Origin of the sequence: Pseudoalteromonas sp. JC3 (genome assembly GCF_030291895.1) — a bacterium.
Taxonomy (GTDB): Bacteria; Pseudomonadota; Gammaproteobacteria; order Enterobacterales; family Alteromonadaceae; genus Pseudoalteromonas.
Genome location: NZ_CP127855.1, coordinates 2446239 through 2471220 on the forward strand (window position 1 = coordinate 2446239; position 24982 = coordinate 2471220).

The 24982-nt window shown below is 42.9% G+C and carries 24 protein-coding genes; 8 read left to right on the forward strand and 16 right to left on the reverse strand.

Annotation, left to right across the window (positions count from 1 at the left end; translation table 11 throughout):
• Nucleotides 1-266: 266 nt before the first annotated feature.
• Both clpA and clpS read right to left on the reverse strand, forming a co-directional pair.
• Entirely contained in the window at nt 267-2531 is a 2265-nt protein-coding gene (clpA, locus tag QSH61_RS10160; protein WP_010604915.1) for an ATP-dependent Clp protease ATP-binding subunit ClpA, read from the reverse strand.
• Nucleotides 2532-2559: 28 nt separating this feature from the next.
• Nucleotides 2560-2877, reverse strand: a complete 318-nt coding sequence (gene clpS / locus QSH61_RS10165; RefSeq protein WP_010379297.1) for an ATP-dependent Clp protease adapter ClpS — start codon at nt 2875-2877, stop codon at nt 2560-2562.
• A 199-nt stretch (nt 2878-3076) separates the two neighbouring features.
• Here clpS and cspD point away from each other — a divergent pair, with 199 nt between their 5' ends.
• From cspD to QSH61_RS10205, 8 genes are all read left to right on the forward strand, one after another.
• Nucleotides 3077-3295: a cold shock domain-containing protein CspD gene (gene cspD / locus QSH61_RS10170; protein ID WP_010379294.1), complete on the forward strand. Its 219-nt coding sequence runs from the start codon at nt 3077-3079 to the stop codon at nt 3293-3295.
• A gap of 491 nt (nt 3296-3786) precedes the next feature.
• Nucleotides 3787-6006 (forward strand): NADP-dependent isocitrate dehydrogenase, encoded by a 2220-nt coding sequence (locus QSH61_RS10175; RefSeq protein ID WP_206471231.1) that lies wholly within the window; start codon nt 3787-3789, stop codon nt 6004-6006.
• A gap of 111 nt (nt 6007-6117) precedes the next feature.
• Nucleotides 6118-6786: a pseudouridine synthase gene (locus tag QSH61_RS10180; protein WP_010604917.1), complete on the forward strand. Its 669-nt coding sequence runs from the start codon at nt 6118-6120 to the stop codon at nt 6784-6786.
• A gap of 114 nt (nt 6787-6900) precedes the next feature.
• Nucleotides 6901-8001, forward strand: coding sequence for a tRNA 2-thiouridine(34) synthase MnmA (gene mnmA / locus QSH61_RS10185; protein ID WP_010379287.1), 1101 nt, complete (start codon nt 6901-6903; stop codon nt 7999-8001).
• The gene (gene hflD / locus QSH61_RS10190; RefSeq protein ID WP_206471232.1) at nt 8001-8603 is read left to right on the forward strand and encodes a high frequency lysogenization protein HflD; all 603 of its coding nucleotides are present in this window, start codon (nt 8001-8003) and stop codon (nt 8601-8603) included. Before mnmA ends, hflD begins: the two co-directional genes overlap by 1 nt.
• A gap of 275 nt (nt 8604-8878) precedes the next feature.
• Nucleotides 8879-10249, forward strand: coding sequence for an adenylosuccinate lyase (gene purB, locus QSH61_RS10195; RefSeq protein ID WP_102056909.1), 1371 nt, complete (start codon nt 8879-8881; stop codon nt 10247-10249).
• An 87-nt stretch (nt 10250-10336) separates the two neighbouring features.
• Nucleotides 10337-11524 carry a ribosomal protein uL16 3-hydroxylase gene (locus QSH61_RS10200; protein WP_206472033.1) on the forward strand — a complete coding sequence of 396 codons (1188 nt, stop codon included), beginning with the start codon at nt 10337-10339 and terminating at the stop codon, nt 11522-11524.
• A 133-nt stretch (nt 11525-11657) separates the two neighbouring features.
• Nucleotides 11658-12116: a GNAT family N-acetyltransferase gene (locus QSH61_RS10205; RefSeq protein WP_029215775.1), complete on the forward strand. Its 459-nt coding sequence runs from the start codon at nt 11658-11660 to the stop codon at nt 12114-12116.
• Here the strand turns inward: QSH61_RS10205 and QSH61_RS10210 are convergent.
• The 14 genes from QSH61_RS10210 to QSH61_RS10275 form a co-directional block, all read right to left on the reverse strand.
• Complete coding sequence (locus QSH61_RS10210; RefSeq protein WP_010604923.1) at nt 12100-12549, reverse strand: DUF4826 family protein; 450 nt, start codon at nt 12547-12549, stop codon at nt 12100-12102. The two genes, QSH61_RS10205 and QSH61_RS10210, sit on opposite strands and share 17 nt — an antisense overlap.
• A gap of 400 nt (nt 12550-12949) precedes the next feature.
• The gene (locus tag QSH61_RS10215; RefSeq protein WP_206472035.1) at nt 12950-13465 is read right to left on the reverse strand and encodes a DUF7691 family protein; all 516 of its coding nucleotides are present in this window, start codon (nt 13463-13465) and stop codon (nt 12950-12952) included.
• A 63-nt stretch (nt 13466-13528) separates the two neighbouring features.
• Nucleotides 13529-14545, reverse strand: coding sequence for a biotin/lipoyl-containing protein (locus QSH61_RS10220; RefSeq protein WP_206472036.1), 1017 nt, complete (start codon nt 14543-14545; stop codon nt 13529-13531).
• A gap of 119 nt (nt 14546-14664) precedes the next feature.
• The gene (locus QSH61_RS10225; protein ID WP_206472037.1) at nt 14665-15615 is read right to left on the reverse strand and encodes a sensor histidine kinase; all 951 of its coding nucleotides are present in this window, start codon (nt 15613-15615) and stop codon (nt 14665-14667) included.
• 4 nt (nt 15616-15619) lie between these two features.
• The gene (locus tag QSH61_RS10230; protein WP_206472038.1) at nt 15620-16159 is read right to left on the reverse strand and encodes a heme NO-binding domain-containing protein; all 540 of its coding nucleotides are present in this window, start codon (nt 16157-16159) and stop codon (nt 15620-15622) included.
• 130 nt (nt 16160-16289) lie between these two features.
• A complete protein-coding gene (locus tag QSH61_RS10235; protein ID WP_206472039.1) occupies nt 16290-17687 on the reverse strand; it encodes a hypothetical protein in 1398 nt (465 codons plus the stop codon).
• 100 nt (nt 17688-17787) lie between these two features.
• Nucleotides 17788-18084 carry a DUF1330 domain-containing protein gene (locus QSH61_RS10240; protein WP_045988103.1) on the reverse strand — a complete coding sequence of 99 codons (297 nt, stop codon included), beginning with the start codon at nt 18082-18084 and terminating at the stop codon, nt 17788-17790.
• Nucleotides 18085-18113: 29 nt separating this feature from the next.
• Nucleotides 18114-18503, reverse strand: coding sequence for an SMU1112c/YaeR family gloxylase I-like metalloprotein (gene gloA2 / locus QSH61_RS10245; RefSeq protein WP_206472040.1), 390 nt, complete (start codon nt 18501-18503; stop codon nt 18114-18116).
• Nucleotides 18504-18621: 118 nt separating this feature from the next.
• Nucleotides 18622-19383, reverse strand: coding sequence for an SDR family oxidoreductase (locus QSH61_RS10250; RefSeq protein WP_206472041.1), 762 nt, complete (start codon nt 19381-19383; stop codon nt 18622-18624).
• A gap of 6 nt (nt 19384-19389) precedes the next feature.
• Nucleotides 19390-20277: a 3-hydroxyisobutyrate dehydrogenase gene (gene mmsB / locus QSH61_RS10255; protein ID WP_099029248.1), complete on the reverse strand. Its 888-nt coding sequence runs from the start codon at nt 20275-20277 to the stop codon at nt 19390-19392.
• Between the two features lie 12 nt (nt 20278-20289).
• On the reverse strand, nt 20290-21429 hold the full coding sequence (locus tag QSH61_RS10260; protein ID WP_206472042.1) for an enoyl-CoA hydratase/isomerase family protein: 1140 nt from the start codon (nt 21427-21429) through the stop codon (nt 20290-20292).
• Complete coding sequence (locus QSH61_RS10265; protein WP_069022460.1) at nt 21429-22205, reverse strand: enoyl-CoA hydratase; 777 nt, start codon at nt 22203-22205, stop codon at nt 21429-21431. Before QSH61_RS10265 ends, QSH61_RS10260 begins: the two co-directional genes overlap by 1 nt.
• A 10-nt stretch (nt 22206-22215) precedes the next feature.
• Nucleotides 22216-23373, reverse strand: a complete 1158-nt coding sequence (locus tag QSH61_RS10270; RefSeq protein ID WP_128725998.1) for an acyl-CoA dehydrogenase family protein — start codon at nt 23371-23373, stop codon at nt 22216-22218.
• A gap of 107 nt (nt 23374-23480) precedes the next feature.
• A complete protein-coding gene (locus tag QSH61_RS10275; protein ID WP_045988107.1) occupies nt 23481-24971 on the reverse strand; it encodes a CoA-acylating methylmalonate-semialdehyde dehydrogenase in 1491 nt (496 codons plus the stop codon).
• Between the last annotated feature and the right edge of the window lie 11 nt (nt 24972-24982).

Below are 24982 nucleotides of genomic sequence, written 5' to 3' on the forward strand. Positions count from 1 at the left end.
CCCTAACCTCAGCGTTCAAAGGGAGCACCATGGTCTTCCGTGCTCGTTAATCTGCGTGTGTAGATTTATACTAAGTTGATGCCGTAAACTCGTTGATACCCAAGCGACTTCAACATACTGATGTTACTTAGGTATACCAAGTTCACTCAAGCAATTAGTATACACGAACGACTAACGCTGAGTTTAAAAGACGGTAATGCCGCATCAAACTCAGTGATAACAAAAAGCCCAGCAGTGCTGGGCTTTTATCCTATAGTTCAAAGGTCTTATGCTGACACCGCTTCCGTTTGGTAATCAAAGGACAACTTGTTGTCTTTCACTGTGACTTTTACCGTCCCACCATCAGACAAATGACCAAACAAGATTTCATTGGCAAGAGGCTTTTTCAGGTTGTCCTGAATAACCCTCGCCATTGGACGAGCCCCCATTGCCTTGTCGTAACCAAGATCTGCCAGCCAATCTCGTGCTTGCGCCGTAAGTTCCAGATTAACAGACTTCTTATCAAGCTGCGCTTGCAATTCAACAATGAATTTATCAACAACTTGCAAGATAACTTCTTTCTCTAGGTGGTTGAACCAAATGATGTTATCCAAGCGGTTTCTAAACTCTGGTGTGAACACCTTATTGATTTCTACCATGGCATCATGAGAGTAGTCTTGCTGCTGGAATCCAATCGATTGACGAACAGTCTCTTGCACACCCGCATTTGTTGTCATCACCAACACAATGTTTCTAAAGTCTGCCTTACGACCATTGTTGTCTGTTAGCGTACCATGATCCATAACCTGCAATAGAATGTTGTAGATGTCTGGGTGTGCTTTCTCTATTTCATCGAGCAACACCACTGCATGAGGATGCTTGATTGCAGCCTCGGTCAACAGTCCACCCTGCTCAAAGCCAACATACCCCGGAGGCGCACCAATTAGGCGGCTAACGGCATGGCGCTCAGAGTACTCAGACATATCGAAGCGAATAAACTCTATGCCCATACACTTAGCAAGTTGCTTGGTTACCTCGGTTTTACCAACCCCAGTAGGACCTGCAAACAAGAATGAACCTACAGGCTTGTCTTCATTAGCAAGACCTGAGCGTGATAAGCGAATAGCTGATGTTAACGCGTCAATCGACTCATCTTGGCCAAACACCAACATCTTTAAGTTACGATCAAGATTCTTAAGCGTTTCTTTATCACTAGATGATACGCTTTGCTGTGGAATACGCGCCATTTTAGACACAATAGCTTCAATGTCCGACACATTAATCGTTTTCTTCCGTCTTGAAGTTGGCTGTAGCCTTTGACTTGCACCCGCTTCATCAATGACATCGATTGCTTTGTCAGGCAAATGACGCTCATTAATATATTTAGCGCTCAGCTCAGCTGCCGCTTTTAACGCTTTTTGCGTGTAACGAATACCGTGGTGCTCTTCATAACGCTCTTTCAAGCCATGTAAGATCTTCGTGGTATCTTCAACACTTGGTTCAACCACGTCGATTTTCTGGAAGCGGCGCACTAATGCTCTGTCTTTCTCAAAGATATTCTTGAATTCAGAATATGTTGTCGAACCCATACAGCGAAGCTGTCCACTCGATAACAGTGGCTTAATTAGATTAGATGCATCCATCACACCACCTGAAGCAGCGCCAGCGCCGATAATGGTATGGATTTCGTCAATAAATAATATCGCATGAGGCTTTGACTGAAGTTCTTTCAGTAGCGCTTTAAAACGTTTCTCAAAGTCACCGCGATATTTTGTACCCGCAAGTAATGCTCCCATATCCAGTGAGTAAACCACAGCGTCAGCAATTACATCAGGTACCTGATTATTGACGATCCGATAAGCTAAACCTTCAGCAATCGCGGTTTTACCAACCCCCGCTTCACCAACGAGTAACGGGTTATTTTTCTTACGACGGCACAGCACCTGAACCGTACGCTCAACTTCCTCATCACGACCAACCAACGGATCAATACGTCCAGATTCCGCTTGAATATTTAGATTAGAAGTGAAATTTTCCAGCTTGGTTTTCTCTTCCTGTTGCATTTCACCGCTATCGTCTTGCATCTCTTCATGATCGTCTCGCTCGTGATCATCTTCAATTTTAGAGATACCGTGACTAATGAAATTAACAATATCTAGACGACTAACGTCGGCTTTCTTAAGTAAATAAACAGCTTGGCTTTCTTGCTCAGAAAAAATCGCGACAAGCACGTTTACCCCTGTTACTTCTGAGCGACCAGATGATTGAACATGGAATACAGCGCGTTGTAATACACGCTGAAAACCAAGTGTTGGTTGTGTTTCTCTGTCTTCCTCTAAATCAGGAATAACAGGCGTTGTTTCATCAATAAACTCTGATAACTCGCGCTTCAAGGTATCCATATCGACACCACAGGCATCAAGCGCCTCACTAGCAGAGGGGTTATCGATCAATGCAAGTAATAAATGCTCAACCGTCATAAATTCATGACGGCGAGAACGGGCCTCGCGAAACGCGGCGTTAAGAGTAAGTTCTAAGTCTTTGTTTAGCATTGGCAACCCCCAACAAGAAATTTATAGGTTATTCCTGCTCACAACTACAGAGCAGCGGGTGCTCGTTGTCACGAGCATATCGGTTTACCTGCTCAGCCTTGGTATGGGCTATGTCAGCAGGGTATACTCCACATACCGCTTTTCCCTTGTGATGCACTTCAAGCATCACCTCAGTTGCTCTCTCGCTATCCATATTGAAGAATGTCGTCAATACCTCGACAACAAAATCCATGGGCGTGTAATCATCATTGTTTAAAATCACTTTATATTTTCGCGGCGGTTGAAGCTGCTGCTTCTGTTCCTCGCGAACGGCGTCCAATACACCCGAATCTTTTGTCCCACTCATAATAAATATAGTCTTGTCTTATATACTCAAGCAAATAGATTTGAGAAATAAATAAAATGTTAAAAAAAAGAGCAAAAAACTTGACTGCTTGCTCATATAAACTACAGTCTTACATGACTGTCTAATCTATGGGCAGTTTAGCAAAATTAAAAGAGTAGATTAACATTAATTTAGTCAACTTATAGAAGGATGTAGAAGTATGGCTTGCGGAAAAGTCAAATGGTTCAATAACGCCAAAGGGTTTGGTTTCATCGTAGAAGACGGCAGTGACGAAGATATCTTTGCTCATTACTCAACGATTGTAATGGATGGATACAAGACGCTTAAAGCTGGTCAGGATGTATCATTCGAGCTACAACAAGGACCTAAGGGTCTACACGCAACCAACATCGCTCCAATTACGGAAGATGTTGTTTAAGTGTTAACGTAGTTTTTGGCTAAAGCGGGTTACATGAGTGCTCGCTTATTCCTCTTTTTTGAATATCTGCACAATAACTAAAAGAAATCTTCAATCTCTCCTTATCACGTTTGTTATAACTTTTCACTTTTACACTTTAAATTTAATAATTAGCCCCCATATGCAAACACTGTTAGACTAAAGCACGCTTGCAAAGTCAATTTCAGGTTGATTAGATATTGCTACTTGATGCATTTCAATGCTGAATGAATACCAGTTATTGTAATAAGCCAAAAGTATAAATACCTAACAAACTTGCTAATGCTGCGCTACCTAGGCATCGATTCTAACGAGGATTGTCGAGGTTTTTTGCACCTTTCATTAATCGCTTAGTGAACTGGTCCCGTTTTAACCAGCGACAACGACACGTTGTTGAGTGTGAAAATTGCGTTGCTTAGTCCTATTAGCAATTGTTGAACGGCGTAAAAGCCCACAACTATCTAGGAATGATGATGACATCGAAAATTATCTATACCAAAACAGATGAAGCCCCGGCTCTCGCAACTTACTCGCTATTGCCAATCATCCAAGCATTCACTAAGCCTGCAAATATCGAAGTTGAAACTCGCGATATTTCACTTGCAGGACGTATTATTGCGACTTTCCCTGAGTACTTAAAAGAAGAACAACGTATTGGTGATGCACTCGCTGAGCTAGGTGCACTTGCTAAAACGCCTGAAGCTAACATCATCAAGTTACCTAATATCAGTGCTTCAATTCCACAACTTCGTGCAGCAATTAAAGAATTGCAAGCTAAAGGTTACGCGCTTCCAGAGTATCCTTCTGAAGCAAAAACAGACGAAGAAGCCGATGTTAAAGCGCGTTATGACAAAATCAAAGGTAGTGCAGTAAACCCTGTACTTCGTGAAGGTAACTCAGACCGCCGTGCTCCAACTTCAGTCAAAGGCTATGCTCGTAAAAACCCACATTCAATGGGTGCTTGGTCTAAAGACTCACAGTCTTATGTTGCATCAATGGCTGACGGTGACTTCTTCGGTTCTGAACAGTCGGTAACGGTTGCTGAAGCGACTGATGTTCGTATTGAGCACGTAGCGAACAATGGTGACATCACCGTACTAAAACAAAGCACGCCACTACTTGCGGGTGAAATCATTGACGCCTCTCGTATGAGTGTACAGGCACTACGTGAATTCTTAGCAGTACAAGTACAAGAAGCAAAAGATAAAGGCGTTTTGTTCTCGCTACACATGAAAGCAACAATGATGAAGGTGTCAGATCCAATCATCTTTGGTCATGCTGTAAAAGTATTCTACAAAGACGTATTCGAAAAGCATGCGGCGACATTTGCTGAAATCGGTGTTGACGCAAGCAACGGTGTTGGCGACGTGTACTCAAAAATTGAGTCGTTGGACGACGCGAAGCGCAAAGAAATCGAAGCAGACCTTGCAGCCGTTTACGAGACAGCACCTGATATCGCGATGGTAGACTCAGACCGTGGTATTACAAACCTGCATGTACCTAGTGACGTGATCATTGATGCATCAATGCCTGCTGCAATTCGTTCAAGCGGTCAGATGTGGAATGCTGAAGGTAAACAACAAGATACGGCTTTTGTGATCCCAGATCGTTGTTACTCAGGTGTGTACGGCGCAACGATTGATTTCTGTAAAGAAAACGGTGCATTTGACCCACGTACTATGGGTACAATTCCTAACGTCGGTCTAATGGCACAAAAAGCGGAAGAGTACGGTTCACACGACAAAACGTTTGAAGCGCCATCAGCTGGCACAATCCGCGTTGTTGATGCTGCGGGCAACACTTTACTTGAGCATACCGTTGCTGAAGGCGACATCTGGCGTATGTGTCAGGTGAAAGATGCACCGATCAAAGACTGGGTAAAACTAGCGGTTAACCGTGCTCGCGCAACGAATACACCTGCCGTTTTCTGGTTAGACGAAGCCCGTGCTCACGACGCTGAACTTATCAAAAAGGTAAACGCATATCTGCCAGAGCATGACACTGATGGCCTTGAAATCTTAATCAAAGCACCAGTGGATGCAACACTATACTCTCTAGAGCGCATGAAAAAGGGCGAAGATACTATTTCAGTAACGGGTAACGTGTTACGTGATTACCTAACTGACCTATTCCCAATTTTAGAGCTTGGTACGAGTGCAAAAATGCTATCTATCGTTCCACTAATGAATGGCGGTGGCTTATTTGAAACTGGTGCGGGTGGTTCTGCGCCTAAACACGTTCAACAGTTCGAAAAAGAAAACCACTTGCGTTGGGACTCGCTAGGTGAATTCCTTGCACTTGCTGCTTCTTTTGAGCATTTGAGCCAAACAACGGGTAATGCTAAGGCACAAGTACTTGCAGACACACTAGACGCAGCAACGGCTAAATTCTTAGATGAAAACAAGTCACCTTCACGTAAAGTGAAAGAGCTTGATAACCGCGGTAGCCATTTTTACCTTGCAATGTACTGGGCTCAAGAGCTGGCTGCACAAGACAAAGATGCAGAGCTTAAAGCTAAGTTTGAAAATGTTGCTGCGGAACTAACAGCAAAAGAAGCTGATATTGTTGCAGCACTAAATGAAGCACAAGGTCAAGCAATGGATGTTGGTGGTTATTACCAGCCTGAAGATGACAAAGCGTTCGCAGCTATGCGTCCTTCTGCGGTATTTAACGACGTACTAGCGTCACTGTAATCTTCGGATAACAGTCAAAAAGCGGCCTGAGGGTCGCTTTTTTGCTTGCAGGCGACACTCAGGAGCAATTGCGCTAAAATGCCATTTTTCGTGAACCTTAGGAATGTGGCGATGAACACAAGTAGTAGAGCCAATACAAATAACAAAAGAAAATCACATGCTAATAAGCCCGCATTCTCTAGACACAACACAGCACGGAAAAAGCCAATAACTAATCGGCTGTCAAAACCCGCCCTACCGCCAGAGCAAGTAAAAGTCGTTCTATTTAATAAGCCTTTTGATGTTTTGTGTCAGTTTACTGATGATCAAAATCGTCAAACATTGGCTGATTTTATTGATATCAAAGATGTCTATGCTGCAGGTCGCTTGGATAGAGATAGTGAGGGGCTATTGCTACTTACCAACTGCGGTAAATTACAAAACACCCTGACTTCTCCTAAAAAATCGACATATAAAACCTACTGGGTTCAGGTCGAAGGAGAGCCAAGTAGCGAATGCCTAAACGCGCTAAGAAACGGTGTAGAACTAAAAGATGGTCCAACTTTACCTGCCAAAGTGGAAGTAATAACTGAGCCCAATGTTTGGCCGCGTAACCCGCCGATAAGAGAACGAAAAAATATCCCGACAACCTGGCTTTCTATTTCCATCAAAGAAGGACGTAATAGACAAGTTCGTCGTATGACGGCGCATATTGGTCATCCTACGCTTAGACTGATTCGCGCACAAATAGGCAAATATAGTCTGGGCGATCTTAAAAACGGTGAATATCGAGTGCTTTAGCATTTCCTAGTGGGACTTTTCTCCTGCGCTTGAACAGCTCACGGACGTGCAATTTAAAGAGATTTGAGTATAATAAGCGCTTTCTATCTGAGCATTAAGATTAATAGCGAAATTATGAGCGATAATAGTCACATTAAAGTCATTGTCGGAATGTCCGGCGGTGTAGATTCTTCTGTATCTGCCTACCTTTTAAAACAACAAGGCTACCAAGTAGAAGGCCTGTTTATGAAGAACTGGGAAGAAGATGACAATGATGAGTATTGTGCAGCAGCTGAAGATCTAAAAGATGCTCAGGCAGTGTGTGATAAGCTAGGTATTGAGCTACACACCGTAAACTTTGCTGCTGAATACTGGGATAATGTGTTTGAACACTTCCTTGAAGAATACAAGGCTGGCCGTACACCAAACCCAGACATCATGTGCAACAAAGAAATCAAATTTAAAGCCTTTTTACAGTTTGCAGCAGAAGCGTTGGGTGCAGACTATATCGCAACTGGCCACTATGTTCGTCGCGCAGAGCGTGACGGTAAATTCGTTATGCTTCGTGGAGATGACGAGAACAAAGATCAAAGCTATTTCCTTTACACATTAAGCCATGAACATATTGCGCAAACACTCTTCCCTGTGGGTGAAATTGAAAAGCCAGAAGTGCGTAAAATTGCAGAAGACCAAGGCTTAATCACACACGATAAAAAAGATTCAACCGGGATCTGCTTTATCGGTGAGCGCAAATTTAAAGACTTCCTTGCCAAATTTTTGCCCGCGCAGCCTGGTGTGATTGAAGATTGCGAAGGTAATCATGTTGGTGAACATGAAGGCTTGATGTACCACACGCTAGGTCAACGTAAGGGTCTATTAATTGGTGGTTCTAAAGAAGGCAACGGCGAACCTTGGTATGTGGTAGATAAAGATATCGAACGTAATGTACTGGTTGTTGGTCAAGGTAAAAACCACCCTCGCCTGTTCAGCAATGGTCTAAACGCAAATCAACTACATTGGGTCGACCGCGTAGGTCCGCAAGGTACAACTCGCTGCACGGTAAAAACACGTTATCGCCAAACCGACATCCCTTGTACGTTATTAGTTGGCCAAGATGGTATGGCACGTGTGCTATTCGATGAGCCACAAAAAGCCGTAACTCCCGGACAATCTGCGGTATTCTACGCAAATGACGTGTGCCTTGGCGGCGGTATTATTGAGTCGGTGATTAAATAATGCAAAACCAATACGTAATGCCTCTGGCGGCAATGTGTCAGATCAGTAAACTGGTACAAAAATGTGCGCGTTACGGCACCTTCAATGAAAATGAAGTTGAGGGCTTTTTAAAAAGCATTATTAATACTTCTCCTGAACGCCCAGAGGACGTTTACCCAGACAAATTTGCCATCAAAACAGGCTGTCGAACGCTAATTGAGCAGCTTTCGGCTGGCGGCGAAAAAGACGTTGAAATGGTTAAATATGTTGGCGCGATGATGCAATTAGAGCGAGTGCTAAGTAACGATAGCAAATCTCTTGATTTGTTAGCACAAAAAATTCAGCAAGTTGAGCGCCAGTTATTACACTTTGATATCTGTGAAAGCCAAGTTGTTGCCGCACTTGCCAACATTTACGGTCAAGTAATAAGCCCTCTTGGCCCTAAGATCCAAGTATTCGGTAAGCCTGAGCTATTAAAACAAACAGCAACACAACAAAAAATTCGGGCGCTATTACTTGCGGGGATCCGTAGTGCAGTATTGTGGCGCCAGCTCGGCGGTAAACGTCGTCATTTCTTTTTTGCGAAAAAGAAAATCATTACTGCTGCAAAAAGTTATATGTAATACCAATTTGTCTTAATACTTGCTCAATTTGAAGGAGCAAATCTGACGCTAACAGGGCTAAGAATTTCTTATTTAGAACAACTAAATAGCAAAATTTTCGCCTTGCCTATATGGATGTAGGTACCTTGGCGTGAGCAGGATGCGGAAGCGGTGTTATCGACTAGATTTTATCGCCTCAAAGTAGACCACTTAATTAATCAAGTTGGTATAAAATTCGTAGTGGTTCTAATACCACTATCTAAGTATCGTTCAAAAACAAATAGTTAGGAGTTATTATGGAGCTTTCAGCGTTAACCGCTATCTCTCCTGTGGATGGTCGCTATGGTAGCAAGACCAAAGAACTGAGAAGCATCTTCAGTGAATTTGGCTTGATCAAATACCGCGTCATCGTAGAAGTTCGTTGGCTACAAGCGCTAGCGAGCAGCGACGCCATTAAAGAAGTACCTGCTTTCAGCGATGAAGCCAACGCACTTCTTGATAGCATCGTTGAAAACTTCAGCGAAGCAGACGCAGCACGCGTAAAAGAGATTGAGCGCACCACTAACCACGACGTTAAAGCTGTAGAATACCTTCTTAAAGAAAAAGTAGCTGACAATGCCGAGCTAAATGCCGTCAATGAATTTATTCATTTTGCATGTACCTCTGAGGACATCAACAACCTTTCTCATGGCCTAATGCTAACTGAAGCGCGTGACACGGTATTACTGCCATACTGTGATGAGCTACTGAGCGCAATCAAAGACAAAGCGGTTGAGTATAAGTCAATTCCAATGATGACGCGTACACACGGCCAACCTGCTTCACCATCAACCATGGGTAAAGAGTTTGCAAACGTGTATGTTCGTCTGCAACGTCAACGCCAGCAAATCGCTAACGTACAAATGCTTGGTAAAATCAATGGTGCCGTTGGCAACTATAATGCTCACCTAAGCGCTTACCCTGATTACGATTGGCATGCACACAGTGAACGTTTTGTATCGAGCCTAGGTTTGACTTGGAACCCGTTCACAACACAAATCGAACCGCATGACTATATCGCTGAGCTATTCGATGCGATTGCACGCTTCAATACTATCTTAATTGACTTTGACCGTGACGTTTGGGGTTATATCGCGCTAAACCACTTCAAGCAAAAAACCATTGCTGGTGAGATTGGTTCTTCAACAATGCCTCACAAAGTTAACCCTATCGACTTTGAAAACTCTGAAGGTAACCTTGGCATTGCTAACGCTATCTTTGCGCATCTTGCACAAAAACTACCTGTTTCACGCTGGCAACGTGACCTAACCGACTCAACGGTTTTACGTAACTTAGGTGTTGGTATGGGTTATGCGCTTATCGCGTATCAAGCAACGTTAAAAGGCGTTAGCAAGTTAGAAGTCAATGCTGATCGTTTGCTTGCTGAGCTTGATGATAACTGGGAACTACTTGCAGAGCCAATCCAAACGGTAATGCGTAAGTACGGTATCGAAAAGCCATATGAAAAGCTAAAAGATCTTACTCGTGGTAAACGCGTAAACAAAGAAATCATGGCTGACTTCATCGATAACCTAGACTTGCCAAATGAAGTAAAAGCACAAATGAAAGAAATGACGCCAGCAAACTATATCGGTCGTGCTGAAGCGTTCATTGACGAACTAAACTAAGTATAAAGCGACACCAGCTTTTTACTACTTGGTATAGAATAAGCGAAAGAGTGCACTCTTTCGCTTTTTTATTACTGGAATTTCCCTATGTATCAACTGCAAATTAATGACCTTACCTTCGAACAATTTCTTGCCCAGTATTGGCAAAAGAAGCCATTACTCATCAAACAAGGATTCCGAGACTTTGAAGACCCAATTGAGCCAGAAGAACTTGCCGGCCTTGCAACTGAAGAATGCATAGAATCTCGAATTGTCACTAATCACAATAATAACTGGGAGGCCCATCACGGCCCTTTTGAACAATTTGATTTACTCACCGATAGTAACAGCACCCTATTGGTCCAAGCCGTTGACCACTGGCACCCACAAGCCGCACAATTAATAGAAGCGTTTAGATTCATACCAAATTGGCGCATAGACGATTTGATGATTAGCTTTTCGACTCCTGGTGGTGGCGTTGGTCCGCACTTAGATCAATATGATGTTTTTATAATTCAAGGACAAGGTAAACGTCATTGGCGAGTTGGCGAACGGGACAACAGCCTAAAGCAATTTGCGCGCAACAAGAGTCTATTACAAGTAGAGCAATTCGAAGCGGTCATTGATGCAGTTCTTGAACCGGGTGATATCTTATATATTCCGCCAGCTTGTCCTCACGAAGGTTATGCAGTTGAGGATGCTTTAAACTACTCAGTTGGCTTTAGAGCGCCTGATCAAAAAGACTTACTTTCAAGCTTTGCTGATCACGTAATTGATATGGAAGCTGGCAAACGCCGTTTTAGCGATCCAGAATTACAACTCAGAGCGTCTATTGGCGAAGTCACCTGCAGCGACCAACAACAGATAAAGTCTCTGCTCAATGCTTTACTTGAAGATAAGGCACTATACAGTCAATGGCTTGGAAAGACACTCAGCGAACCAAAACATGAGATGGATCTCGCGCCATTAGAACCCATAATTGATCCTCAGGAGCTTCTCGAGATCGCCAAAGATAACCCATTGGTTTATCGCGCTGGTGGAGTACGTGCTATTTACCAAATCTGTGACGATCATATTTTGTTCAGTGTTAATGGTGAAAACTATGAATTAGACCATCATTGTTTAGATGCCGTAAAGCAGCTAAGCGATCATGTTGTGTTTGAGTTTAATGCAATAATTCCTGCATTAAATAGTTTGGAATTTAAACAAACGTTAACTAAACTGATTAATGATGGGACCTACTTCGTTGAAGACAGTGATCCAGCCGATGCTGACTTCGATGAGGGCTGGGAGTAGAGCCTGTTAGAACAAGATAGCCGCGTTCACAAAAACAACAATATGCCGCGAGATCCTTGATCTTCAAGGTTTTCGCAAGCTCTAGCTTGTCGCTAAACAGGGAATGCAGGTGCAATCTGTAGATGGGGGCAGTATGAGTTATAGGATCAGTAGAGTAACTTGGCAAACCAAAAAATTGGAGCTAAAAGCGATACGCGAGCGCGTATTTGTGTATGAACTTCATATTCCTAAAGAAGTCGAATTTGATCAGCAGGATATCACTGCTGAGCACTTAATCATTATTGACGAATTCGATGGGCCAGTTGGCACAGGGAGACTGTGCGAAGACGGGTTATTAAGCCGCATTGCCATATTCAAATCTCACCGTAATCGAGATGCTTATGCTTCGTTGATCGGGGGACTTGTTGACTTGGCAAAAGACAAAGGCTTTGAAGATGTTTTTATCCAATGCATTTTGGATGAAGTGCCCGAATTTTTACAGTCGGGGTTTTCCACGCATGGGCACGTATTTATGGAAGCTGGCATTCCAAGACAGCGCTTGAAATGCCCTATTCAATCACTCAAAATGGAACCGTTTACGATGCTTCATTAGCCCAAAGTTCATCTTTAGCGAAAAGGTCATATAGACCATGAGCTCGGTTTACTAGTAGATTAGCAAACTGGGCTTGTGTTTTTTCTACTGGCTTTGCAGACATAATTTCTTCTGCTTTCATTTGCCAATGGAATGAAAAATAGCGCAGTGCTTCACGTGCTGTCGCTGCAGCGGAAGCCTCAATATGATCCGTCGGTAGATTACCTGTGATCACCCAATACTTTTTGCCGTTTTGACCTTTGATTTTCCAAAGCGCAACCAATGGCTCAATATAACGACATTCTTTTTCAATTATACTTTGCGGTAACACTCCTTTATCCGCGAGGTGTTTTTGTGCAGCTTGTACGCAGCTACGCTGCCATTGTATTGATCTTTGCTGCTGTTGTTCTGGTGTCAACGTCTCTTGCTGCGGTTGGTTTTGTTCTTCACTCATTGTTCACCCTTTTATTCTTTTTAGATTACCGAATAGCATTTTACTTTATCGTTATTTACGCGGTGTGTTTCAAAGCAAATTATTCAGCAAATCGGTTTTGATTCTTATACACCAAGCACTCAAACGCTTGCGAAGTTACCTGATACTAAGCTTTTGCAGTCATAACGGCAATACGAACGAAGGAATTTTGAGTTTATATGATTAATTACTGAACTGTAAGTTTCGAGAAAGTTTCTTTCTCTATTCTAGCCATATCAACATGATTACTTAAACTCAAGGAATACTGACTATGGCTAGATTATTGTTACTTATCGTCTTTTCATGTAGAGGCTATTAGCGCTGCTCCAAACAGCGCCGTATGTATTGTAAAAAATTTTAATCAGTAGATTGAGACCTCAAATCAATAACCAAAGAAAACCAAAGCTTTGTGGTTTTGAACTGCTGTATCGAAAATGAAGTTCACCGTTTCTATATAGGAAGTTTCCTTCGTATATGGTTCGTCACTACCAAGAAAAACCTGTCGTCCCTGCTCTAATTCTTCAAAAGGGACACTGTAGAATTCAGGCCAATCATCATTTCTGGGGATAGGAATAAATGCTTTATGATTAGATGGCGTCACATCTTCCATTATGTCTAGAAAGTCATCATGGCGAACCATCTCACCAAATTCTTGGCACAGCATTTCATATAGATAACCGTAAATAAAGTTGTCTTCGTCGTCCTCATCCGTACTCGTTCCATTTATAATATTCGCCATGCAAGCGGCATATCCCTTAACATCCAGCTCGTCTTCTTGTCCTGCGATTTCATCTCGGTATTTGGATAAAAATCGTTGCAAAAATTGCTGATCTTTACTTCCCCACACCGCTTTTACTTTTTCTGCATCGACTTGATATGCAATGACATTATAACTCATTAAAAATCTCCTTTTTGAGTAAAATAGCTTGTTAACTTCTTTGCAGATGCTACAAGCGCGAAGCTATATCAGCAAAAAATAACCCGCCAGCGCAATAACGATTACACTGGCGGCAAACGTAAACACTTTGCCAGAGCTTGCCCCTCCGACTCCGCTGTTGTTACCCTCCCCTATGCGCTCAATAACTGTAGACTCTGCTCGTAAAGGCGTTGAAGCTGAACTAACATGGTCATTTGTTAAATCAACATAGCTATCGCCAGTTTGAGTACTAAGAGGGGGAGATTCATTTTTAAGCTGTGTGTCAATAACCGTGCTATCGGTTGCTTCAACTGCCGCTATGTCGTTATGCGCTTCTAAATTATCGCATGTAGCCTGATGAGAAGGCCTATTGAACTCGACCAGCGTAGAAGGTTCATTATCCAAAGCTGGATCTAACAATACTTGAGCTATTAAGGCATCAATATTATCTTCTTTCGATTCAGGAAGTGTAGTCTCAGGCCCAATATACTCGGGGTGATACAAAGTGACGATCGTTTCACCTGCAACGACTGCTTGCTCAAGCTTTTTGATAAAATCGCACACTACGCCATCATTGGGAGCACAAACTTCGAGGATGACCTTGTCAGTATAAACATCGCAAAGCCTATCGCCACAAGCAACCTTATCTCCTTCTTTGACATAGATTTCAATAATCGTTGCGCTATCAACAAAATCGGGTAATACATCGATCTGCACATCAATATTGCCTTTTCCTTTCAACTTATGGTCAGTTGTGATGCCTTCATTACTGAGCAACCGATGAACTCTCTTCGGCTCAAGTGCAACTAAGTGGTTTAATTCTGGATCTGGAGTGATTGACATAATAAGCGCATCGGCTTTCAAAACATCGCCTTCGTTCACCACGATTTTACCGATACGGCTGGCTTCTGGCGCTCGTAGCTCCAATACGACCTTACTCGTTTCGATATCACATAAGACTTGATTTTTTGCAACTTGATGTCCTTCGGCTACATAGAGTGTTGCAATTTTTGCAGTATCTATTAACTCAGGCAACACGGGTACTTTCATTTCAACCGTCATAATTTCCCTATTACGTTTGAGTATTAAAAGATGAGGCTCGAAACCTCAGATGAAAATCACTGAGATATATCTGATTTAGTCGATCAACGTATTATAAAATAGGGACAGGCGCAAGCTTTTCACTGCTCCAGAGGAAAGGAAATAGTAAACTGACTACCTACGCCTTCTTGGCTCTGAACATCAATTTTCCCTTTGTGCTCTTTTACAATCGCATGAGTAATGGCAAGTCCCATACCCGTACCTTCACCGACAGGCTTAGTCGTAAAAAAAGGATCGAACAATCTAGGAAGCACATCAGCATCAATTCCAATTCCGTTGTCGCTAACGCTTAAGATAATATCTTGATCGTTACCCGGTGCGAGTAACACTTCTATTGATTTATGCGATTTATGGCTCATGTCTACCGCATATTTAGCATTCACCAAAAGATTGATGATCGCTTGTTTTAGCGCTCCCTCCTTGCAATAGATAGTTGGCACATCTTCGACCGCGACGGTCAGCTCGTATCCCTTAAGTTGACCATGAAGTAAACGAAGCGTGTCTTCAACAATAGACTTTAGAGACGCCCTACCGAAACTATCATTATTGGAGCGGGAGAAATTCATTAAATCGTTCACTATGGTTTTAATTCGCTCGCAGCCGTGCAGCGTATCGTGAACGAGATCTGGCAAATCATTCGTAATTTCGTCAATACGTTGCTTTAAATATATATCAATAAGGCGAGCTTCCAATTGATCTCCTCTCAATTCATTTTGCTCAAGTAATTTTACTGTCTCAAGCAACTGTAATATGGGCGAGATATAATAATTAAGTGACTCAAGGTTACCTGCCACATATGCCAAAGGGTTATTTAATTCATGCGCAACGCCTGCTGACAGTGTCCCTAACGTCGCCATACGTTCGTTGTTTATTAATACGGCTTGTTGATTCTTAAGTTGCGCTAATTGACGTTCAAGTGTTTGATTGGCTAGATATAACGCTCGCGTTTTCTCTTCAAGTAATGACTCGACTTCATCACGTGCACGACGCTCTCTTAGATACGCCTTTTTATAGTCGTTATATTCAGACATCGAATTAATCCAAATGAAGAATGAGTAGGCAATGTTTAGCGCCGCTGTGCATGCACTGTGGATGTTCAATTTTTAGTTTGCGACTGTAAAATTGGGCGGCACCATAAAGAAGCCCTTCCGCACAAAAACACAATTTACGATTCGAGCAATACTCTAATACGATAGTTTTGTCATCTTTCTCTATCGCCGCAATTGAGGGGAGGTTCGGTTCATCGTAAAGCTTTTTTACCTCCATGTGTATCACGCTATCGATAGATAAAACCAATTCTTCAAACGACGTAAATTTTGATGAAATACCTTTGTGCTTTTCCGCTAAAAATCCAAATAACGACTGTCCGAAAATGGCCAATACATCTGTCAATGGCTTATTCAATTTGTCAGCAACGCCTTGCGCTAACGCAAATAACTCTGCATCTGGGTAGGATGTAGGGGAAACATAAACCCTTCCCTCAGGTGCATGTGCTTCGAGTAACTCATCCCAAGCTTGCATGCCAATCGCTTCTACAACTAATTCTTCTAAACCTCTAAATATCACGCCGCGCATTAAACTCTCCCTTAACAAAGTTGCTGCGTTATATAGTCAAGACTCACGTCGAAACAAGCCTTTGAATTAACTAGCTTGTTTCGTTCTTAATTAAGTGTAGAACAATATTTGGGATGTAATAGATCTTTCTCTATTCAGCTATAGGAGTTTGTTCGTCAAGTTCAATTGTATCGAGTTCAATTCTTTCAAGCATAGACATATTGAGAAAGTTATCTAGTTCCTCATTATGCGCAAATACCTTGTCTTTTATGCCTTGATAGTAGTCATTTACAATTCCAGCTAAATTGCGCTCCATCCAAGTTTCGACAGAGTCTGAGCGTTTAAACGCATCGGGGTTTTCTTCAACATCTTCTAAAATAGATAGCCACATATTGAGCTCAGCTCGCACAGGCATACCTTCTGACTGCTCCATTACGTCATTCATCCAACCGAGCCCCTGATTTTCATAGGCTTTTATCAGCTGATTGTATAACCTACTTTTTTCGTTATCGTCAGCTGGTGCACCTTTAAATTTAACGTATTCTCGATTGTCAGTTCTAAAGTATTCTGTGTTCTCATTTTCGTAATTGAGTTTGCTCAATCTTGCGAACAGGTTATTCGGCTCCCGCGTATCCACTTCGTTTAACATTTCTATAAAAGTAGTTCGGTCATTTGCCTTAACCAAGGTTGCCATATCTAGCATGCCACGACTCGTATCAAAATCAGAATTTGCTATATGCGCGTTCAGATCTAAAAGATCACCGTCTGAGAATTTGTTATCAATGACAAATTTTGCATAGTCATTTAATAATTGGTTGTTCATGTCACCATACTCATTTACATCTTCAAAAAAGCCCAAATCTCTTACATTTAAATCGAAATCAGCATGGCCGTCTTTATCAAGCAGATAAGCTGGTAAATTTGGTTCTGCGAAGACTTTATTGTTAGCTTGCTCCATCAGCTTAGACATGGTCCTCACCGTATCTTTTAATACCTCATCTGACATATTGCTAAGCTTATTTATTAGCTTGGTAGAATAATCATCCTTTTTTGGATCAAGTATGTTGATAGACAACGATTCGACAATAAAATCGGTGAGCTGTCCAAGCTCCTCATCAGTTAATCTGTTAGCAACATCAAGAAGTGCTTCAGTTGGTTTAAAGTGGGAAAACTTTATTTTTTGTTCTTCGTCCAAACGATCGAAAATAGCTAGAAATTCGTCAATTTTCTCTCTTCCTTCAAAATCACCATAGGTATCTTTATAAATATGGCCATTTTCATCCGTCCCCATATGCTCTCGATGAATCCCATAGCGCTTAAGCCCAATCATGCTGAGGTCTAGGTTGAGAAAAAATTCTTTACTGTATGTGACTGGTGATTGTGTGTAAGAAAAATCAATAGTTAATTCATTGTCTGAACTAGGTAATTGATTGGGCTCATCGTCGGCCCTATTTGTCGCAACTTCTCTGACCTTTTCATGTAGTTTTTCTGACGATGTTGAGTTTACAACATTGCCGTTATTCATTTGATATGGTGGTCTTATATTCATAACCTATATCCTTGTTACAAATTCATTTTACCGCGGAGTTATTAAATGTTATCGACCCACATAGAATAAACTTTACCCAATTTTGCTCCTTGTTTTAGCCTTACCTAATGTAGCTTGCCAAAATATCGAACCCACTGACGCTATCTTCAAAGTATCGCGCTTTTACCTCTACATATTCAGCATCACTGAAGAAGGACTCCATTGAAGCTTGATCAGGAAAATATATGGTAAAAAGTCGATTCGCTTGGCACTGTCCCTCTGTTAGCAAGGTTTCTGCAATATGAAAATCGTTACTAAATCCACCACCATATTGTCTTAAGATTGGCTTCATCGCTTCACGATATTTGGCATATCGTTCGCTGTTATGAATTTCCATCGCCACTAACATCTCATACATAATTTAGCCCTTTTAAAGTTGTTATCATCTTAACATTGCTCATAAAGTTCCAGCGGCAAACCATCAGGATCACTGAAAAAGGTAAACCGTTTGCCTGTATATTCATCTATTCGAACAGGCTCTACAGCCACTTGATACTGCACAAGGTGTGTAATACAAGCATCAATATCCGATACGCTAAATGCTAAATGTCTCAGCCCTTGCGCCTCCGGTTGTGAGGGTCGTTTTGGAGGATTTGGAAACGAAAACAACTCAATCTGGCTCCCATCAGGCAGTGCAAGATCTAATTTATAGGACGCTCTATCTTTTCGATAGTTCTCCCTGAGTACGCGCAAACCAAGTACTTCGGTATAAAACACTTTTGATCTTTGGTAGTCAGAACAAATAACAGCGACGTGATGTATTCCAGATAACTTCAAGCACTTCTCCTAACTAATTTAATGTCTTTCAAATAAAAAAGCGGCAATTTGCATTGCCGCTTCACACACTCAAGTAGGAACTTGGACTACAAGTTGTAAAACCAAGCCTATTTTTTCATTACAAGCGAATGCCGCCGTCAATCTCAACGACACGTCCCGTAAAGAAATCGTTTTCAATGATATATTTTGCAGTATGGGCAATTTCTTGCGCTTCGCCAAGACGCCCTACTGGCTTCATTTTCACTAGACGCTCTTTGGCTTCAGGCTTCATTGCATCGGTCATTTTTGTACGGATCACACCTGGTGCAATTGCGCCCACGCGAATACCAAAACGACCTAATTCTTTAGCCCAACTGGTAGTCATCGCAACGACTCCAGACTTTGCCGCTGAATAATTGGTTTGTCCCATATTACCAGCGCGTGCAACGCTCGACATGTTAATGATCACGCCACCATTACCCGCTTCTACCATTTTGACAGCAGCTTCGCGACCGCACAGGAAAACACCCGTGAGGTTGACATCAATAACGGATTGAAATTGCGAAAGCGACATTTTGTCGATGACTTGCCCATCTTTTGCTTTGAGTAGCAAACCGTCACGCAAAATACCCGCATTATTAATTAATACCGAAATATCGCCGAAGTCATTTACGATCGCATTAAACACATTTTCGACGTCTGATTCTTGACTAACATTAGCGACATACGTGTTAACTTGGGTGCCGAATTGAGCTAGTTCGTGCTTCGCTTCTGCTAAAACGTCTTCTTGCATATCAATCAGGGCAAGTTTTGCCCCATGCTTTGCCATTTCAGCCGCCATGGCAAGACCTAAGCCTTGCGCACCACCGGTGATCACAACTGTTTTATTGTTAATATCCATAGTGTCCTATTTCTCTGAATAAAGCTTAAAAATCGCACTAAAGTCTTCACTACCTTTGCCTTGATTTTGCATCAAGTTATACAAATTCTTCGCCAGAGCCCCCATGGGCGTCGCAGAATTCGTTTGCTGCGCAGATTGCATCGCAAGACCAAGATCTTTAGCCATTAAATCAACCATAAAGCCCGGCTTATAACCGTTCGAAGAAGGCACATTTTCTAGTACGTCAGGACATGGGTTGTATAGCTCTAGCGTCCAGTTACGACCAGAGCTGTTTAGCATGATTTCGCTCAATACTTTAGGATCTAAGCCATGATCTACACCCATCTGCAGCGCTTCACTTGTGCCCGCCATTAGTATTGATAACAGCATATTGTTACATATCTTAGCGACTTGTCCGGCACCAATATCTCCAGCATGGAAGATATTCTTACCCATATTGGTCAGTACCACATGCGCACGTTCAAAGTCCGCTTTATTACCACCGACAATAAAAGTTAAGGTACCGGCCGCTGCACCTGCCACACCGCCAGACACTGGCGCATCGACAAATGAAATACCCGATTCTGCCAACTTGTTGCCAACAAACTGAGCAGATCCAGCATCAATGGTCGAGCAATCAATTACTTGTGTGTTTTTGCTAAGGTAATTAATTAATCCGTCATCACCGGTATACACTGCTCGAACATGTTTGCCTGCAGGCAGCATACTGATCACATAATCAGCTTCGCGACATACATCGCTCACAACCGTCGCCTTCGTCGCGCCACTTGCTTCAAGCGTCGCAACGGCCTCTGGGTTCAAATCGAATACACATACTTGGTGGCCAGCCTTTAATAGGTTAATGGCCATTGGACCACCCATATTACCTAAGCCGATAAATCCTACTTGTGCCATTTAAGTCACTCCTTATAAGTCACGCAATGGGTGATCGTTTTCATCCCAGCGAGGTGCAAAAAAGCGTTCTATTGCATCGTCTGTAACCTCGGCGACAGATTTAAATCGCCAATTTGGCTTGCCATCTTTATCGATAAGCAACGCACGTACACCCTCTTGAAACTCACCAAACTCGCCAGCCGTTACCGACATTCCTAATTCCTGCTTAAAACAGTCTCTTAGTGTTTTGCCTGCACTTCTAGTGAGCTGAGCTTTAACCAATGCAGCACTTAATGGTGAACCATGCTTTAATGCAGCCTGTGCCTTGCTTAGCCATTTGTTGTCAGTGCTATCCAACGCCAAAATAAACTCAACCTGCTCTGATAAATCATCTTTCTCATCAAGCGCTTCGAACACTTTGATAAGCGGTTTAATTTCGCTTTTGGGCGGCGCATGAGACGCTTCATCTAGTGACAACAGCAACTGAGTAAGCTTTTCATGATTTAATACATTGGTTTTGCCCCAGTTCACTTCAACTAGGTTTTGTAACAGTAAGCTCAGTTTTTCTGAGTCCATAAAATGATCGGCGAGCCCAACCAGCTGGGCATCCGCAGCGTTAATGTTTGCAGCGGTGAGACCCAAGAATAGTCCAACGCCTTTTGGCATCTTATTGAGGAAATAGCTCCCACCCACATCAGGGTATAAGCCAATGGTGATTTCCGGCATCGCGATGCGCGACGTTTCGGTCATCACTTTATGGCTTGCGCCAGCCGTTAAGCCCAGTCCGCCCCCCATGATGATGCCATTACCCCAAAGTAGGATTGGCTTATCATAGTTATGGATTTGATAATCTAACCGGTACTCTTCACTAAAAAAGGTTTCGATTAATGCGTTACTCGTATCAGACGACATTTCGCGATATAAACTCACGACATCGCCGCCGGCACAAAACGCCTTCTCTCCAGCACCTTTTAGCATAACCATTGCTATTTGCGGGTCGTTTGCCCAAGCGTCTAGTTGTGGCGCGAGCAAACGGATCATATCGAGGTTTAAGGCATTTAACGCTTTTGGTGCATTTAATGTCGCCAGCGCTATTTTCATCCCGTTATGGCACGTTGCCTGTTCGAATATAACCGGCGCCTCTTCGTGATTTATTAGCTCAAATTCAATCATTAGCCATTTACCCAATTCGCTTTACGCTTCTCTAAAAACGCGTTTACGCCTTCTTTTTGATCTTGCGTATCGAATAGTGTTACGAAAAGTTCGCGTTCAAGTGGCAATGCGCTATTGATTGTGCCAGTGCGGCCTTTTTGAATTAGAGCCTTACAAGCCGTGACCGCAACTGGACTTTGATCTTCTACTTTCTTAGCAAGTTCAAGCGCAGCTTCCAGTGCTTTACCCTGCTCGACCACTTCTTCAACTAAGCCAATTTGCTGTGCTTTATCAGCTTTTAAGCGCTCACCGCATAAAATCATACGTTTTGCCCAGCCTTCGCCTACAAGCCACGACAAGTTTTGTGTGCCGCCAGCACAAGGTAACAACCCCACTTTCGCCTCTGGGAGTGCCATTTGTGCTTGAACTTCGGCAATGCGGATATCGCATGCTAGTGCTACTTCTAAACCGCCACCCATTGCAAAACCATTGATAGCAGCAATAGATACGCCTCTAAAGTCGCTGAGTGTTTCAAACGCTTCGCCAAATACTCGAGACATATCCGCAGCGACTCCTTTGTCACCGTCGGCAAATACGTTTAGATCCGCACCTGCTGAAAAGAACTTTTCACCTTCGCCAGTGATCACTAAAGAATAAATTTCTTTATCTGCATTCAATTCGATTACTAAATTTTTAAGTGCAGTTAATGTGTCTTTTGTCCACGTATTCGCGGGTGGATTTGACATAGTAACAACGGCAGTATGGCCTTGTTTTTCGAGTTTTAATTGTGCAGTCATGATACTCTCCTTATAGGACGCTTGCCGCGCCTTCAGCTAAGATCCGACGTGCAATAATTACACGCATGATTTCGTTTGTACCTTCAAGGATCTGATGAACACGTACGTCACGTAAATGACGTTCAAGTGGATATTCTTTGATATACCCGTAACCACCATGAATTTGCAGTGCATCATCACACACTTTAGTGCCTACATCAGTGGCAAAACGCTTCGCCATTGCGCAATAAGTGGTCTTTTCTGGGTCGTTGCTATCCAGTTTAAATGCCGCAAGTCGAACCATTTGGCGCGCAGCCACAAGTTCTGTATTCATATCTGCAATTTTAAATTGCAGTGCTTGGAACGCTGCTAACGGTTTACCAAACTGAGAACGCTCTTGCATATACTGCTTGGCGGTATTGAGCGCCTGCTGGGCTGTACCAATCGAGCAAGTTGCAATGTTAATACGACCACCATCAAGGCCTTGCATCGCAAATTTGAAGCCTTCGCCTTCTTGGCCTAGTAGGTTGGCAGCTGGGATACGGACATTTTCAAGCGTGATAAGGCGCGTAGGTTGAGCGTTCCAACCCATTTTTTCTTCTGCTTTGCCATAAATAACGCCGTCAGCATCGGCAGGTACAACAAAGGCCGAAATACCTTTTGGACCGTCTTCACCGGTTCTTGCCATTACCACCAATACGTCGGTTTCACCTGCCCCTGAGATAAACATCTTAGAGCCAGACAAAACGTACTCGTCGCCTTCTTTTATTGCTTTTGTTTTCAGCGATGCAGCATCAGAGCCAGAACCAGGCTCTGTTAGACAGTAAGAAGCCAGTAGCTCACCTGTTACTAACTGATCCATATATTTTGCTTTGGTTTCTTCCGTTGCAAAGCTCGCTATCATCCACGTTGCCATGTTATGGATAGTCAACATGGCGGTTGTCGCTGTACAACCCATTGAAAGTTGTTCAAAAATAATACTTGAGTCAAGGCGAGATAAACCCAGACCACCTGCCTCTTCAGGCGTATATAGACCGCAAAAACCAAGCTCACCTGCTTTTTGAATTACGTCTTTTGGAAAAATGTGCTCTTGATCCCATTTTGCTGCATGTGGAGCAAGCTCGCTCATTGCAAATTGGTGCGCCATATCGGCAAATGCTTGTTGATCTTCGTTTAGGTTAAAGTCCACGCTAGACCTCTCTTGCTGTTCTGACACCCTGAATGTGTGTCGGTAATTCTTATCGTTTTGGTAAAAAATAGCGTGCTCCCCCTGCAGAGCACGCTATGCAATATGAGTTATCTAAGGTTGATACTCATATTTGGACCACTGACAGCCTCATCGTCAAACCAACGTGAGGTAATCGTTTTGGTTTCTGTATAGAAACGCACGCCTTGCTTACCATAGGTGTGTTGGTCGCCGTAGAATGAGTTCTTCCAACCAGTAAATGAGAAGAACGGCAATGGCACAGGAATAGGAATATTAATGCCGACCTGACCCACTTCGATTTCACGCTGGAACTTACGTGCTGCGCCACCGCTTGCAGTGAATAATGAGGTGCCGTTGCCGTATGGGTTGTTATTAATAAGCGTAATTGCTTCATCTAAACTATCGACAAAGACACAACAAAGGACTGGGCCAAAGATTTCTTCTTTGTAGATATCCATTTCAGTTGTGACATTTGAAAATAGTGTTGGACCTACCCAGTTACCATTTTCATAACCCTCAACTGTAAAATCAGAACCGTCTAGCAAACACGTTGCGCCTTGCTGCTTACCACTGTCAATCAGCGACAGAATGCGCGCTTTAGCCTGCGGCGTCGTTTGCGGACCATAAGCGGCTTCAGGATCATCCCAAACGCCAGGACGAACCTTCGCCATTGCGTCTCTTAGTTCCTCTACCCACTGTTGTGATTGCCCAACAAACACAGCAACTGAGATCCCCATACAGCGCTGACCACCCGCGCCGACCGAAGAGCCAACCAGGTTATTGATCACTTGTTCTTTTTTCGCATCAGGCATGATAACCATGTGGTTTTTCGCACCGACACACGCTTGAACGCGTTTGAGGTTTTGCGTACCTTTACTGTAAATGTACTGACCAACACCACAAGAACCTACGAAAGAAATCGCGCGAATTTCCGGCGCTTCAAGGATTTGGTCAACCTGATCCTTACTACCGTGTACTACCTGTAGTACGCCTTTTGGCGCACCAGCTTCTTCAAACAATTCAACCAAGCGCATTGGCGTTAGTGGATCTTGCTCTGATGGCTTAAGTACAAAGGTGTTACCGCATACAATTGCCATTGGGAACATCCACAGCGGGATCATCGCTGGAAAGTTAAATGGCGTAATACCCGCACAAACGCCTAGCGGTTGGGTATATGAATAGGTGTCGATATTTCGGGCAACGTTTTCTACCGTCTCGCCCATCATCATTGAAGGGGCATTACATGCTTGCTCAACCACTTCAATACCACGCCATACATCACCTTTCGCATCTTCAAAAGTTTTGCCTAGTTCATGGCAAATGATGGTTGCGATTTCTTCTTGATGCTCTTTAAGAAGCGCTGCATAACGCATCATAATTCGCGCACGCTCAGTTACCGGAACATTACGCCACGTTTTAAATGCTTCTTGAGCTGAATGAATTGCAGCTTGTACTTCTTCGTTAGTAGCACAAGGTACTTTTGCTAACACTTCTTGATTAGCCGGATTAACGACGTCTAACCATTTGTCAGACTGAGACTGTGAAAATTCACCGTTGATGTATAAAGGTACTTGGTGCATGAAGCACTCCT

Excerpts from the sequence above, each read along its gene's own strand:
- QSH61_RS10220 (WP_206472036.1), bottom strand. The coding sequence starts at position 14,545 with ATGACGGTTGAAATGAAAGTACCCGTGTTGCCTGAGTTAATAGATACT.
- QSH61_RS10175 (WP_206471231.1), top strand. The coding sequence starts at position 3,787 with ATGACATCGAAAATTATCTATACCAAAACAGATGAAGCCCCGGCTCTC.
- QSH61_RS10205 (WP_029215775.1), top strand. The coding sequence starts at position 11,658 with ATGAGTTATAGGATCAGTAGAGTAACTTGGCAAACCAAAAAATTGGAG.
- cspD (WP_010379294.1), top strand. The coding sequence starts at position 3,077 with ATGGCTTGCGGAAAAGTCAAATGGTTCAATAACGCCAAAGGGTTTGGT.
- QSH61_RS10230 (WP_206472038.1), bottom strand. The coding sequence starts at position 16,159 with ATGCGCGGCGTGATATTTAGAGGTTTAGAAGAATTAGTTGTAGAAGCG.
- QSH61_RS10275 (WP_045988107.1), bottom strand. The coding sequence starts at position 24,971 with ATGCACCAAGTACCTTTATACATCAACGGTGAATTTTCACAGTCTCAG.
- QSH61_RS10265 (WP_069022460.1), bottom strand. The coding sequence starts at position 22,205 with ATGACTGCACAATTAAAACTCGAAAAACAAGGCCATACTGCCGTTGTT.
- QSH61_RS10235 (WP_206472039.1), bottom strand. The coding sequence starts at position 17,687 with ATGAATATAAGACCACCATATCAAATGAATAACGGCAATGTTGTAAAC.
- mnmA (WP_010379287.1), top strand. The coding sequence starts at position 6,901 with ATGAGCGATAATAGTCACATTAAAGTCATTGTCGGAATGTCCGGCGGT.
- clpA (WP_010604915.1), bottom strand. The coding sequence starts at position 2,531 with ATGCTAAACAAAGACTTAGAACTTACTCTTAACGCCGCGTTTCGCGAG.
- QSH61_RS10225 (WP_206472037.1), bottom strand. The coding sequence starts at position 15,615 with ATGTCTGAATATAACGACTATAAAAAGGCGTATCTAAGAGAGCGTCGT.
- QSH61_RS10215 (WP_206472035.1), bottom strand. The coding sequence starts at position 13,465 with ATGAGTTATAATGTCATTGCATATCAAGTCGATGCAGAAAAAGTAAAA.
- QSH61_RS10180 (WP_010604917.1), top strand. The coding sequence starts at position 6,118 with ATGAACACAAGTAGTAGAGCCAATACAAATAACAAAAGAAAATCACAT.
- purB (WP_102056909.1), top strand. The coding sequence starts at position 8,879 with ATGGAGCTTTCAGCGTTAACCGCTATCTCTCCTGTGGATGGTCGCTAT.
- QSH61_RS10210 (WP_010604923.1), bottom strand. The coding sequence starts at position 12,549 with ATGAGTGAAGAACAAAACCAACCGCAGCAAGAGACGTTGACACCAGAA.
- clpS (WP_010379297.1), bottom strand. The coding sequence starts at position 2,877 with ATGAGTGGGACAAAAGATTCGGGTGTATTGGACGCCGTTCGCGAGGAA.
- QSH61_RS10260 (WP_206472042.1), bottom strand. The coding sequence starts at position 21,429 with ATGATTGAATTTGAGCTAATAAATCACGAAGAGGCGCCGGTTATATTC.
- mmsB (WP_099029248.1), bottom strand. The coding sequence starts at position 20,277 with ATGGCACAAGTAGGATTTATCGGCTTAGGTAATATGGGTGGTCCAATG.
- QSH61_RS10250 (WP_206472041.1), bottom strand. The coding sequence starts at position 19,383 with ATGGATATTAACAATAAAACAGTTGTGATCACCGGTGGTGCGCAAGGC.
- QSH61_RS10240 (WP_045988103.1), bottom strand. The coding sequence starts at position 18,084 with ATGTATGAGATGTTAGTGGCGATGGAAATTCATAACAGCGAACGATAT.
- QSH61_RS10200 (WP_206472033.1), top strand. The coding sequence starts at position 10,337 with ATGTATCAACTGCAAATTAATGACCTTACCTTCGAACAATTTCTTGCC.
- hflD (WP_206471232.1), top strand. The coding sequence starts at position 8,001 with ATGCAAAACCAATACGTAATGCCTCTGGCGGCAATGTGTCAGATCAGT.